Origin of the sequence: Chitinimonas sp. BJB300 (assembly GCF_002735695.1) — a bacterium.
Lineage (GTDB): Bacteria > Pseudomonadota > Gammaproteobacteria > Burkholderiales > Chitinimonadaceae > Chitinimonas.
Map to the genome: position 1 here is coordinate 1 of NZ_PDZH01000110.1, position 13,868 is coordinate 13,868.

General features: G+C 54.7%; 11 protein-coding genes. 5 read left to right on the plus strand and 6 right to left on the minus strand.

The features are described 5' to 3' along the window. Window positions 1-209: 209 nt before the first annotated feature. Window positions 210-1,778: a M28 family metallopeptidase gene (locus CSQ89_RS16430; RefSeq protein WP_099407190.1), complete on the minus strand. Its 1,569-nt coding sequence runs from the start codon at window positions 1,776-1,778 to the stop codon at window positions 210-212. A gap of 92 nt (window positions 1,779-1,870) precedes the next feature. Then, window positions 1,871-3,688: a M4 family metallopeptidase gene (locus tag CSQ89_RS16435; protein WP_099407191.1), complete on the minus strand. Its 1,818-nt coding sequence runs from the start codon at window positions 3,686-3,688 to the stop codon at window positions 1,871-1,873. A gap of 816 nt (window positions 3,689-4,504) precedes the next feature. Between CSQ89_RS16435 and CSQ89_RS16440 the strand changes: the two genes are divergently transcribed. The 5 genes from CSQ89_RS16440 to CSQ89_RS16460 all read left to right on the plus strand — a co-directional run bounded on the left by CSQ89_RS16440 (window position 4,505) and on the right by CSQ89_RS16460 (window position 8,960). Continuing rightward, window positions 4,505-5,092, plus strand: coding sequence for a TetR/AcrR family transcriptional regulator (locus tag CSQ89_RS16440; RefSeq protein ID WP_099407192.1), 588 nt, complete (start codon window positions 4,505-4,507; stop codon window positions 5,090-5,092). A gap of 10 nt (window positions 5,093-5,102) precedes the next feature. Continuing rightward, on the plus strand, window positions 5,103-5,306 hold the full coding sequence (locus CSQ89_RS16445; RefSeq protein WP_099407193.1) for a tautomerase family protein: 204 nt from the start codon (window positions 5,103-5,105) through the stop codon (window positions 5,304-5,306). Window positions 5,307-5,523: 217 nt separating this feature from the next. Beyond that, complete coding sequence (locus CSQ89_RS16450) at window positions 5,524-6,627, plus strand: alkene reductase (RefSeq protein WP_099407194.1); 1,104 nt, start codon at window positions 5,524-5,526, stop codon at window positions 6,625-6,627. Window positions 6,628-6,804: 177 nt separating this feature from the next. Beyond that, a complete protein-coding gene (locus CSQ89_RS16455; RefSeq protein WP_233203246.1) occupies window positions 6,805-8,220 on the plus strand; it encodes a sigma-54 interaction domain-containing protein in 1,416 nt (471 codons plus the stop codon). Between the two features lie 44 nt (window positions 8,221-8,264). Next, the gene (locus CSQ89_RS16460) at window positions 8,265-8,960 is read left to right on the plus strand and encodes an aspartate/glutamate racemase family protein (protein ID WP_099407196.1); all 696 of its coding nucleotides are present in this window, start codon (window positions 8,265-8,267) and stop codon (window positions 8,958-8,960) included. A gap of 210 nt (window positions 8,961-9,170) precedes the next feature. Here CSQ89_RS16460 and CSQ89_RS16465 read toward each other — a convergent pair whose 3' ends face one another. From CSQ89_RS16465 to CSQ89_RS16480, 4 genes are all read right to left on the minus strand, one after another. Next, entirely contained in the window at window positions 9,171-9,422 is a 252-nt protein-coding gene (locus CSQ89_RS16465; RefSeq protein ID WP_099407197.1) for a hypothetical protein, read from the minus strand. 442 nt (window positions 9,423-9,864) lie between these two features. Continuing rightward, window positions 9,865-10,383: a GNAT family N-acetyltransferase gene (locus CSQ89_RS16470; RefSeq protein WP_158229019.1), complete on the minus strand. Its 519-nt coding sequence runs from the start codon at window positions 10,381-10,383 to the stop codon at window positions 9,865-9,867. Between the two features lie 128 nt (window positions 10,384-10,511). Further along, on the minus strand, window positions 10,512-11,150 hold the full coding sequence (locus CSQ89_RS16475; RefSeq protein ID WP_099407199.1) for a DsbA family oxidoreductase: 639 nt from the start codon (window positions 11,148-11,150) through the stop codon (window positions 10,512-10,514). Between the two features lie 253 nt (window positions 11,151-11,403). Beyond that, entirely contained in the window at window positions 11,404-13,539 is a 2,136-nt protein-coding gene (locus CSQ89_RS16480) for a 3-hydroxybutyrate oligomer hydrolase family protein (RefSeq protein WP_099407200.1), read from the minus strand. Window positions 13,540-13,868 lie beyond the last annotated feature (329 nt).

The following is a 13,868-nucleotide window of genomic DNA, read 5'->3' on the forward strand; positions in this document are numbered from 1 at the left end:
CGGTTTACGATCCACGCTTCCTTCCCACGCTCGGTCGCCCTCACGCAGTTGCGCTTCACTTCGTTCGCTGTGATCAACTTACGGCGGGACTTCCACCCGCAGGAGTGCGCCCATGCTGGGCGCACAAGACAACAAAAGCCCTGCTTTTCAGCTGGACTTTTGTTGGGTTGGTTATAAACAGGAAACAAACAAACTCGGTAATTGCCAGCTTACTGCGTCCGGTAGGTCACTTTCAGGTTGTAGGACGCAGTCGCATAGCCGTTCAGCATCACGTAGACATCACCATTTGCAGTCAGGTTGAGCGTGCAGCTTTCCGTTGAACCATTCTTATAGGGCCGGCAATCATAGGAACTGGTAGTCGGCGCACTCCCCTTGCGTACATAGAGGTCGGCATCACCCGTGCCTGTCATATCCGCCAAAAACTTCCCGCCAGCGCCTACTTTGAAGGGACCAAGGTTCATCTTTTGTCCCTTGCCCAGATTACCGGTAAAGGTCTCCACCTTATCGCCAGGGGGAGGCACCGCAGCACCATCACTCCCCAATTCCACCGCAAAGGCCAGGCCCAGACGGCTGAACTTGAGCGCATGCTGCGCCTGGTTACCCATATTGGCGTAGGTATCGTTGACGGTGTGGATATTGGGATTATCTTGGTTGAATGAAGCTTCGAAAGGCATGGAAGTCAGATAGCCCTGGTTATACCAGGAGGCATGATCTGAACAGCCATAACCACAACGATCGGTACCTATTGTCAGCGTGGGCAAGTAAGTGGTGATCAGATTGGTTACAAAGGTGTTCTGCTGGCTGTCGGTGTAATCGGTATAGATATAGATATCGTTGGCCGAGCCTTTGTAGTTGGTCATGTCCAGCTGCATCACCCCCACCACATTGATATTGTCGGCCTTGAACTTCTTGGCAATATCCTGCGAGCCGAGCAATCCGCGTTCTTCAGCAGCGTAACCCATGAACTTGATGGTACGGCGTGGTTTATAGCCAGAGGCCAGCATCACTCGCAACGCCTCGGTCAGGCTGGCAATGCCCGATGCATCGTCATCGGCCCCCGGCGCGCGGGTATTTTCAGTCGTGCCGCTACCGTTGATTGAATCAAGATGGCCGCCCAACACCACGACTTCATTGGCGTTGTCGGTACCCTTGATAGTGAGGATGACCGACTTTTGCGGATAGGCACTATGGGTGAACTGCTCAACCGTCACATCGGTACGCCCACCGGCCAACTGCTGCCAGCGTTGCATCAGCCAGTTGGAGGCATTCACCCCATGGGTGGTGGTGTAATAACGGTTGGTAAACGCACTTAAGCTGGCGATTGTATCGGCGATATTGCTGTCTTGCATCTGCGGCAAGAGTGGGTTCACCGTCGCTTGATTATCAATCGTATAGCTGGGGCGGCTGGATTCCAGCAGAGTAGCGGGAGCCTGCAACGCTGCCAATGCTTCTTCCTTGCTGCTATGAGCCATAAAGCCGCCACAGCGGTTCAACTCGTGATGTACCGCCTCGCTCAAACCAAACAACAATGACTCATCGACTTCAACCACATGGGCGCGCTCCAGTTTCGACGCCTCTGGGTTCGCCAACGCGGACGGGTTGTTCCCAACACTACCTGCCATGACTTGACTCTCGGAGGCAACAACCTCCGGTGCCAGTTTTTGCAACTGGGCATAGGCTGCATCACCGACGGTAATCCAGATCTTCTTTGGGGCAGCTTGCGCTGGGCTGAACATAAACGCACCAGCCAAAAGCAGGGTCAGCAGCTTGTATTGCATACGGAATGCTCCTTCAGCCTGTAACCTGGATCACAGGCGTCGATAGTCCATTTAAATGAAAAACCCGCCCCAGATGGGGCGGGCAAAGGGGCTTAACGGTGATTCCCCACCAAGGTTACGCCGCTGAACGCGCTGTAGCCATTCAACATGATGTGGTAGGTGCCAACCTTCGGTGTTGGGATGGTTACCGTCTCATTATTACCCGACCTGTATGGCCGATAGTCGTATGAAGTCAGCGTTGGTGCAGAACCAAACTTAACGTAGATATCTGCATCGCCCGAACCACCTGAGATCTTAAAGGTAAGGTTGCTGGCACTGGCAGGAATAACCATGGTGTACTTGATTTGCCCACCTTTGCCGGCAGCAAGGTTAGGTACAGGTACGCCACGGGCCAGAACATTGCTGCCTGGCGGTGGTGTAACAACACAACTTACCCCTACCCCATTAAATGCAGCCGTCACGTCGGCTTTTGGATAGCCACGGTTTTCAGCTGCTTTTTCCACCCCGCAAGCACCTTCGTCAAACGTACTGTCATTCTTCCAGTACAGGCGGTTGGCATCTGCCATCACTTCAAATGCCTTGCGGGTATTCCACCCTGCGCGGTTAGCCAGCAGATAAAACGCCTTGTTGTAAACACCGCTGGAATAGTGGACATCAAGGTCGTCACTGTAATCCTTGGCATGGCCAATCGAACGGCCATCACGCGTAGGATCATCCATATAACGCAACGCACCACTGGCTTTAAAGATCTCGGCACCAACCTTGAAGTCATTGGTACCCTTCATGTAGTACTCAGCCGCCTCACCAGCCATATCCGAGAAGGCCTCATTCATACCACCGGACATATTGTCATACTCAAGGCCTGAATTCTGCTCGGTAAACCCGTGACTAACTTCGTGGGCCGATACATCAAGCGATACCAATGGGTAGAACGTACTGGCGCCATCACCAAATGTCATGGCACTGCCATCCCAGAACGCATTCTCGTAATTGCGGCTGTAATGCACTCGCATGGTCAAGGTCTGGCTGATTGGACGAAGATTGAACCAATCCTTGTACATGTTGAACACGACATTACCGAAGTAATGTGCGTCATTCAGCGGCGAGAAGGCACCGTTGATTTGCTTGACGGTATTACGTGGGCAATCGAACTGATACGGTGTCGAGCCACTGGTACCGCCATTGAGGTTGACGGTGATGACATTGCCGCTGTTCATCTTGCAATCGTCCGTTACCACAAGCGGGCCAAAGTCTGCGCCGTATTCATATTGGCCGGTCTTGGTATTCCCACCAGGGCCAGTTGCGTCACGGTGGGCCAAGCCTTCCCAACGCTTAATCACGGCCCCTGTCGTGGCATCGATCAAGAAGAAAGGACGGCTGGGTTTAGTTGCGTTCGGGACCATAAAGGACACCACATAGACCAAGCGTGCGACGTTCTTGTCGAGTGTGACGTAGAGCGTTGCCTGGTCATTTTCGGTTGCACCTTGCACACGGGCCAAGGTTTTGGCCTGGCTGAGTACATCAGCGCTCTTGAAAGTAGGCTTGGCTTGGGGCAAGTCATTGGTCACCCCCCTGAGCAAGGTGCCACTGAATGCAGGTTGTGCTGTGACAGATGGTTGATCCACCACGATCGACTCACCCAATACCGGTATGCCTTGGTGATACTGCTGATAGCGCGTTACCACCTTGCCGTTGGCGTAGGTCTGGCTACGCAGGGGTTTTAACTCCCCGGCAGCCAAACCCAACATGGCCTGCACGCCGGCCTGACCACTGGTCAAGGTTGGGACATGCGGTTGATCGACGGTATAGCTTTCCAAATCGACTCGTTCAGCGGCCATTGCATTCCAGGCCCCCATTAACAGGATCGACAAAACTGCAGGACGTGCAACTGCGCAAAGCAATGGCTTCATGACTGACTTCCTCCGCTCCTCACCCGGGGAAAATTCCCCAAATCTGGTCGAGCTCACCGTGATAGTCGGCCTACCCAACCGCCCCGCACCCCAAACCGGATAAGTTCAAGGCACCGTTGCTCGCAAACTGCGCCAAGCCGCAACTTGCTTGTACTTTTGGGTTCGTCTCACATTCAAACAACCCCCCGTTCCAGCCGCGATAGTTTTGGCTTTGCGCTGACTGGACACGGAAATGCAATCTGCAGGGGACGACGCGTAATCAGGGAACACACTCCGATTACGCTCTCGGTACGCGATGCAAAAATCGAGCTGTGCATTCGGCACAGGCCTATGTGGTAGTAGTCAAGAATAGGGGGGAAGGTCAAAAATCAACGGGGTCGAGCCGACGAACGGTAGGTCTATAACTTCATCTTGAAATATAGACATGTTAGCCCGCTTGGCTTAAAGGGGGTAAACACCTCTAAAAACCGCTCTGGTTCTAGTTTTTATACCTAAAAGCACTGCCAACACTGGGGGAAAAGTAAAGCGCAGGAAAGATACAATCAGCACGCATAAGTTCCCTCATTTCTCACTCGTCTCCCGATATCGCTCACAACTCGACCAACGGCGGTTGAAAGAGTTTAGTTAACGTCCTAATGTTTACTCCCCCATTAAAGGTAGGGTTGTAGATGGAACGGCAACCCATACCTTCCGAACTGTGCGTCATCCCCCTCTCCACGCGGCCAGCTACCACCCTTACTACCGGTATTACCTGTCAACGCGATTTACTTAAAATTACACTAGACGACTGGTCTATTTAGGGGTTAGGATACGATCATGATGGAAAGACACTTCGACGACACTCGTGAACATCTGCTCGCCACCGGCGAAGGGATCATGCTCGGCAAAGGCTTTGCGGCTGTCGGGTTGGCAGAAATATTGGGGTCGGCTGGCGTGCCCAAGGGCTCGTTCTATCACTACTTCGAATCCAAGGAAGGCTATGGCGTGGCGTTGTTGGAGCGGTTCTTCGCCAATTACCTTGGTACCCTTGATGGCATCGTGGCCAATACGGCATTAAATGGCCGTAGCAAGCTCGAAACCTTTTTCTCCAACTGGGATGCGCTGCCCGGCGAAACAAACTGCGAATCACGCTGCTTGGTTGTCAAGCTGACAGGAGAGGTAAGTGACTTGTCCGCAGCCATGCGCAAGGAATTGGAACGCGGCATTGCGGGCATTGTCGAACGCCTCGCTGCATGTATTGTCATTGGCCGGGCGGATCGCTCCATTCCACCCGGCACCGCAGCCGATACCTTGGCGGCATCGCTCTATCAGCTCTGGCTGGGGGCGGCCCTTGTGGCCAAGGTACAGCACAACCAAACCGCCTTTACGGCGGCCCGCCACGCAACCGACTTACTACTTGCTTAAAGGAATCAGCATGCCGATTGTCAATATCAAGGTAACGCCCCCAGGTGTCAGCAAAGAGCAGAAGATGGAACTCATCGCTGGCGTCACCAAGCTATTGCAGGATGTTCTGAATAAGAACCCCGCCCAGACCTTTGTCGTGATCGAAGAAGTCGAAACCGATAACTGGGGTGCCGGAGGTGAACAGGTCACCGAAATATTCAAACGCAGCAAATAACCGCTGAAACAAAATCCAGAGCCTGCTCACCGTCGTCTAGTCTTACGCATTCTTTGCTGCACTGTGGTCCTTGGTAATGTGGACAGGTATCTGGGTTGTTTGGGGAGTCGAAATCAGCAGGTAAACGGCCATTGTTTTTGGTCGGGAATACAAACCAGCCCTTGGGCTATTTTTTGTCTCTATTTTATAGACGACCAGTCTATTTTAGGATTTGATTATGTCTACCGACAAGCTGCTTACACCCATCCGTATTGGCGCCACCCCCCTGGCAAACCGGGTGCTCATGGCGCCGTTGACCCGGTCACGCGCAAGCCAGCCCGGAGATGTCCCCACTCAACTCAATGCCGGCTATTATGCCCAGCGCAGTACTGCCGGCCTGATCATCTCAGAAGCCACGCAAATATCCCGTCAGGGCCAGGGTTATGCCCTGACGCCCGGCATGTATACCGACGCACAGGAAGCAGGTTGGAAAAACGTCGTTGAGCATGTGCATGCCGCGGGCGGCCGTATCGCCCTCCAGCTCTGGCATGTAGGCCGTGTTTCAAACCGTCTGCTGCAATCTGATAACCAAGCGCCGGTTGCTCCCTCTGCAATACGTGCAGAAGGGACCAAGACGTTTGTGATTCAACCCGATGGCACCCCAGCCAACTTGCCCACAGATGTGCCACGTGCCCTCGAAACCACCGAGTTGCCCGGCATCATCGCCGACTATGTCCAAGCTGCTCGCCGCGCCGTACGTACCGGCTTCGACTTTGTCGAAATCCACGCTGCCAACGGTTACCTGCTGCATCAATTCCTTGCCACCAATACTAACCAACGTACCGATGCTTACGGTGGACACCTGGAGAATCGGGCCCGCCTGTTGTTGGAAGTCGTCGATGCCATCTCCACCGAGGTCGGTGCCGACAAGGTAGGCATACGTCTATCACCCTCCTTCACTTTGCACGACATTCAGGACACCGAGCCTGATGCAATGGGTCTGTATCTGGCCAAGCAATTTAGCGCTCGCAACGTGGCTTACCTGCATATTGCCGAATCAGACTGGGCTGGCGGCCCTGCCCTATCCGATGAGTTCCGCAACGCATTGCGTCGAGACTTCAAGGGAGCACTGATCTACTGCGGCAACTACGACGCAGAAAAAGCAGAGGCCATGATTCAGACAGGCAAAGCTGATGCGATTGCCTTTGGACGCCCATTTATTGCCAACCCAGACCTAGTAGCTCGCTTCGCCAAGGGCGCCGCATTGAATACGCCTGATCCCAGCACCTTTTACGGTGGTGATGAACGCGGTTACACCGATTACCCAACGTTACAGCACTAACCCCACACTCAGCACCTGGTCCTTCGGCGCCCTGCTTTGCAGGGCGTTTGCATTACCTTGTACCGATCAAACAGCCACGCCAAATAAAAACATGCAACAGGGACAATTAGTACTCAACCCAATCAAGCGCCAGCTCGCGTACCATCGGCCCCAGGAGACAACAGCCAAAGTCACATAATGATGAAACTCGGCCTTAACCTGCCAGATGCCCACGCGCTGCCCCACCCCGCATTACACGAGGTGCTTCAGCGCGCGTTCTTCGACGTTTTCGAACGGCAATTCGCTGGTGCCGTCGTCATCAATACCGACTCTCGCGTCGTCTGGATCAACCCACACTATGCCGAGATACTGGGTATCAGCGACCCCAACCGTATTATCGGCCAGCGCATCAACGAACTGCTGCCCAACACCAAGCTGCCTGAGGTGCTGCGTACCGGCGAGCCTATCCTGCTCGACTTCATGACCTACCGCGACCGCACTTTCGTCGTCTCCCGCTTCCCCATCATGGGCGAAGATGGTCTCGTCATTGGCGCCGGCGGCATCATGCTGTACGACGCATGGCAACCGCTTAAACCCTTGGTGGATAAATTCAGCCGCTTGCAACAAGGCCGCTTGCAAGTTCGCCGTGACATCGGCCGCGACCGCACCGCGCGCTATACCTTTGCCGACGTGATAGGCGACAGCTCCATCTGCAAACGCATGAAAGACCTTGGTAGACGCGCAGCCCGTCTGGACGCGGCTGTGTTGCTGCTTGGTGAAACCGGTACCGGTAAGGAGCTGCTGGCGCAAAGCATCCATGCTGCCAGCGTTCGCGCCAACCAACCCTTTGTCGCTCTCAACATTGCCTCTATACCCGACACATTGCTAGAGGCCGAACTGTTTGGCGCAGCTCCGGGGGCCTATACCGGTGCCGACCGCCGTGGTCGCGACGGCAAATTCAAGTTGGCGGAGGGAGGCACCATTTTTCTCGACGAAATCGGCGATCTCCCCCTCACCACGCAAGCCAAACTATTACGTGTGCTGCAAGAAATGGAAATCGAACCGCTCGGGGCCAACCAGCTGATCAAAATCGATGTCCGGGTCATTGCCGCTACCAGTCGTGACCTGTATGCCATGGTCCAAGCTGGCCAATTCCGCGCCGACTTATTCTACCGCCTGAATGTACTGCCCATCCCCCTCCCCCCCTTACGAGGCCGTAGCGAAGACATTGCGGCATTAGCCGAGAAACTCTTGAAAGATATCTCCTTGCGTACCGGCACTTCACGCAAAACCCTAAGCCCGGAAGCAATTGATTGGCTGGCCTGCCAAGCGTGGCCCGGTAACGTGCGTGAACTGCGCAATGCGCTTGAACAAGCTACCATGCTGGCCGACCACGCCGAACTCACCCCTGCCGACTTCCCCGCCGCCAACTGCCCAGCTGCCGACAGCCCTACCCTGCCACTGGCCGAAGCCGTCAAACAAGCCGAGGTCAAAGCCATCCGCGCCGCGCTTGCCGCCAGTAAAGGCAACAAGAGCGACGCTGCGCGCGTTCTCGGCATTGGTCGTGCAACGCTGTATGAAAAATTAGCAAGCTATGGTTTGGAACGCGCCTGATCGTCCCACCAGATTCCATTCAATGCGCAGAACGAGGCATCACCATGAAGATCATCGGACTAATAGGTGGCATGAGTTGGGAATCCACCGTGCCCTATTACCGCCAAATCAACGAATCCATCAAGGCACGATTAGGCGGCCTGCACTCGGCCAAGGTAGTGCTCTACAGCGTTGACTTCCATGAGGTGGAAAGGCTGCAACATGCGGGCAATTGGCAGGCAGCGGGTGAATTACTCGCACATGCAGCGCGCGCACTGGAAGCCGCCGGGGCCGACTTCCTCGTGCTATGCACCAACACCATGCACAAGGTCGCACCTGCCATTGAAGCAGCAGTGGGTATCCCCTTATTCCACATTGCCGACCCCACCGCCGACGAAATCAAGCATGCTGGATTCTCGACCGTAGGCTTGCTGGGCACACGCTTCACAATGGAGCAGGATTTTTACAAACACAGGCTGCACGACCGCCACGGGCTTCAGGTATTGACCCCGACCCCGTCAGACCGCGACATCGTTCACCGTGTTATTTACGAAGAACTGTGCCAAGGAAAAATCATGGATGAATCCCGCAGCGAATATCGTCGGGTCATGGCCACCCTTGTGACCCAAGGCGCAGAAGCCATCATCTTGGGGTGCACCGAAATCTCGCTGCTGGTCGGGCAGGAAGACGCTTCGGTCCCTTTGTTCGACACAACCCGCATTCACGCCAGCAAGGCAGCAGAATGGGCGCTTGAAGCGTAAAGCCGCTATCGCGGTAACACACGCTACTTCCCAGGGATTAATCACTAGATAGGCTACGTTGGATGCAGCCTGTCCAGACGCACTGCTTTTTACACGCAGCCAAAAGCCATCGACAGCTATCAGCCAAGGGGGCTTGGCAAAGCGGTCGATAACTCCCAGTACAAAACAAGAAAACTGATTTACTGGCTAGAGCGGTAATTGGGTTGCGCGTTAGTTGACCACAACGCGTTTCAATAACTCTTGCTGTGTTGCACAGTCGCCCTTGGCCTTACGCATGGCGGTGATTTCGGCAGCGGTAAGGCCTTGAAATTTCTGCACTTCAGTGGACTGCTTGGCCATAATTTCCATCCGCTGAAGAACACCTTCAACCATCTGAGCACACTGCTTCTCGTTCGGATCGGCAGCAAGGGCGCTGCTGGAGAATGCGATAAATGCAGTTAGAACAAACCACTTTGGACACATGTTATTACCTCAAAAAAATGGGACTAAAGAAAGCATTTAGGCATACATCATAAAACAACAAGATAAACGCCACTTCCACCCATTTTAGCCGCTAACTGGCGCTAGTCTTCTGTGAACTGCAAGAGTGGGACATAGTGCCTGCTACAGGGGGCATTTGCTGGTCCCGTTATACTGATTTGGTTCCATCAACCGGTTACAGTGTAGTGGTCAAGTATTTTCGGACACGCCAATTGGTTCTTTTGCAGCCATTTCTTGCTCATAAATCACGGGGGCAAGTTACCCCTGGCGGAGTTTCTGCATGGAGCCAGCCGGAAGTGCTGCAGCTCCCTGCACGCCATACCGTATCCGAGGTTCACGGGCTTTCCTATCCCTTCTCAACCTGGTGGGCTTATCTGATTCAGCCGCAATGCTATTCCTGTATAGGTGATCACCCAAGGCAGATTTAAAGCACCTTCTCCATCACATAATCGTCCATGACAAATCCGCCCCCCACATCAAAAACAGCCGCTTCGCGCACGGTGAAGCCTGTTTTTTTGTAGACGGCAATAGCGTCGACATTGTGTTTATTGACTTGCAGCAGCAGCACCCCAAGCCCCAACGCCTGCGCCCGGGATTCAACATGGCGCAACATCAAACGGCCCAGGCCCTGCCCTTGGTATTCCTGCAATAGGTAGAGCTGCTCCAGCTTCAGCTCGCCCGGTGTGGGGGTACGCGCATAGCTGCAATAGCCGATGGGTTTATCTGCCAGTTTCAGCAGCATCATCCAACGGTCATCCGCATTTAGATACGCCCGCAGTTTGTCGGGTGTATAACGTCCCGCCAGCATGTAATCGATCTGCGCCATGCTGATCATTTTTGGATAGTGCGCCCGCCAGATCACCTCGCCCAAACGGGTCACCGCTTCAAAGTCGGCTTCAGATAAAGCATCGAGACGTGCATCGGCAAGGGGAGTAGTCAACATTGCTATGCTCCTTATCAACATTGCTATGCTCCTTAAAGCAAAAGATTGTTGGGCCCGTATACCTTTCACCGGCGTGAGCCCCCAGATAATCGTATTCGAATGGGCTTTGCAGCCTCTAACGACATCCGCTAGGCCGCCAAAATTTCCTGCAATGCCTTGCCGAACACGGCAGGCGGCTGCCCACCCGATATCAGGTGGCGGTCGTTAATGATGACGGCAGGCACCGAATGAATGCCATTCTGTTGGAAGAACCGTTCTTGCGCGCGCACTTCGTCAGCAAACTCATCGCCAGCCAGTATGGCGGCCGCACGGGCCGTATCGAGCCCTGTTTCAACTACCAATCGTTGCAATACGCTATGGTCGCTGGGGTCTTCGCCATCAGTAAAGTAGGCCTTGAATAGCGCGTGCTTCAATTCAAGCTGGCGTCCCTCCAAACCCGCCCAATGCAACAGGCGATGCGCATCAAACGTGTTGTAGATGCGATTACGTATACCAAAGGCAAAACCGACTTCGGCACCCCGTTGGCGAATCACTTCCCGATTTTGCGCCAGTTGTGCTTCACCCAAACCATATTTTTCGCCCAGGTGCTCAGCAATATCCTGCCCCGCGGACCCCATTTGCGGGTTCAGCTCAAACGGCTGGAAATGAATTTTCACTGCGATCTGACCATCGAGCCCCGCCAGAGCTTGTTCGAGTGACTTCAGTCCGATAGCACACCAAGGGCAGGAAACATCAGAGACGAAATCAATTTTCAACGTTGTGGTCACAGCGGCCTCACCTTCATGTGGCGTTAGTCTGTCGGTGTTTTCTATATCTAGATGCGCCTGGATAAGCCCACTTCAAGGGGAGTTGCACAGGCAAAAAAACGCCGGAGCAGCTAAGCCGCCCCGGCGTGGTGGTTTATGTCTGGCAACGACCGCCACCCAGCATTTGCGGAGTACGCTATGGCCAGGTCCTACCCTCCGCACTTCGGCAGAACCCATATTCAATACAACGGCAATCAGTACGGCTGCTTTCCAACTAGTCAGGCAGGGTTAACACCCCGCCCGAGTAAGTAATCGCCTCACCTGCCGCGGGGTTGGCGACAATACCGGGTAGATTGGTGTTGGTAAGATTGTCGGTAGCAACCGTACGCGGCGTCGTGCGCACCAGCTGGCTCTTAGGCAGCGCAGCTCCCGTCTTGAGGTGCCGCCACATTGCATCAAGCGCTTGGCCGGCATAAACATGCAGGGGCACAAAGCGGGTTGGAAAACCACTCAGCCCCAAAAAACTATCGAAGTGCTGGGCATGAGTCACCTCGATATAACTGAGTCTGGAACCAAGCCCTTCCACTTTCTGATTCAAGGCGTAATAGGCCCGTGCAGCATGGTTCACCGGAATCAATGCATCGGCGCGGCCGGTAACAATGATGGCTGACTTGCCTTGAAGATTGGCGCTGCGCTGGGCTGCCTTCACACCGACAGCGACACGATCAGCCTGTACCTTCTCCGCACCGGTCAACGCCATACCAGTGCTCGAATCGAGGCCTGTCGCCAACTTACGTAGGCAGATGGCCCCATCCACGTTGTAATCCGCTGTGTTGGTGGAAGCCGAAATCGAATTGGCGTCTGCCTTGGCTCCGCCCACACTGAGGTTGTTGACCACCGAAATACCTGCCATAGGCGCCACGCCATTCCCGTTACCAAAGACCGCAGCAAGACTGGCCGCAGGGGAAGCGACTACGTTACCGGTCGCATCGGTAAAGGCATAGCTATAGCCACACAGATTGTCGATGACGCTGAAACGACCGTAGGCATTCACATACGCCATTGCAATACCCAGTGAGGCATTCAACCCATAGTGGCTGGCATGTAACGCGTCTGCCTCAGCCACCCAGCCGCCTGCGATCAGTTTGTCATAGGCAGCATCGGCTTGTGCTGCCAGGGTGCTGCCGGTAACCAATCCCTTGGCCGCCAGTGCAGCACAACGATTTGCCGCCAGGGTGGTATCGATTGTGTTGAAGGCGGAATTAGCGCCAGCGAGGCGTGCTGATTGCACTGCGCAGGGCTGGTAAAGGTTGGCCAAGGTGATGTAGTCAATCAGCGGCTTGCCGATGCTGGCCTGCATGGTGCTACCCTGCCGGATGCTGATACCGGTCATATCCTTGGGCTGTACTTGCGGTTCACCCACCGCTACCCCGTCGATCAAGCCTTTGCTGTCGAGTTCCGCCGCCGCCAACGCCGCACCACCGCCATTCGAGACCGAAGCGGCTATCACCGTGACACTGGCTGGCGTCGCGTAGTCGGCCTTCTTGCCCCCCGCTGCGGCAGGCGCGGCGTATTTTTCATTCAGCAAGTAAAAGGCAAACTCCACGACACGCAAGGTATCGCGGCCCCAGTCTTTTTCGCTGTTCTGCTGTGAATGCGCATGTTTGACTGCCAATCGGTTTGGATAGGCTGTATTGAATCCCGCCAATTCCGCCTCGCTCAGACCCGCCGTAAAGTTGGCGCGTAAACCAGCAACTGCCCGCGTCGCACGCGTGCCATCCATCAAGTTGACCGTATCGGTATTCAGGTCGTGTACGCCCATGCCGCTCCCCTTGTCGGCATAAGCCACGGCACAGCCATGTTTAAGGCCCCAATCACCCGCCGTGGCAATCGCACCGTACATCCCGCGCGACCCACTTGAGGTCGCCGTTATCACACAGGGGTTGGCCTTATCGAAGCTGGCAGGGATTTGCACCATCAGCGTGACATTCTGCCTACCGGTTCCATCATCGGCGAACGCGCTGTACTCCGTGCCTGCAATCTTGCCTTCACCCAATGTGTCGTTGCCCGATGTGTCGATATTAGGCCCGTACAAGCGGCTATAACCACCGGTGATGGTCATATCCACCAAGGCACGATAGTTGTTGTAGATCGCATCGCGCCGCAACTCGGCAGCGGTTGGCGCTGCAGGGTTGGCAAAGTTTGGCCGTACGCCCGCCAAGCCGGTTTTGCCCAAACCAGCGGTCAAAAGGTCGTCGCTATTGCCGTCGTAGCTTTGACTGACGATATCGCCAAGCCAGCTGGGTTTCACATTTCTGTCATCTGACGTATTACCGCCACATGCGAGCAAGAAGATGCTTAATAACGCTGCGCTGCCTATGGGCTTCAGATAATGCAGATGCAGGGGCATAACGCCATCTCCGAGTTTTGAGCCTTTTGCAGAATAGTCACGCTATCTTGGCCTAAAGCAATGTGTGGGCCAGCAGCAGCAAGCTGATGAAATAAAAGAAGAAACCACCTTCAATGCCTTTGAATTGTCTCCATTCACCCCCTGAATTGCCCGCATAAGCAGACAGTCCCGCCAGGGCAGTTGTCCTATCAGGCATTACGCCTGTACTAAAATGCAGAAAGGCTGTCCCATAATCTGGACAGCCTCCTCAAACGCACCCCCATGTCAGGCGCAACCTACTGGCGTTGGGGCAAGGGTGAGGGGCATAGACTTACGCCCCACCCAGTACC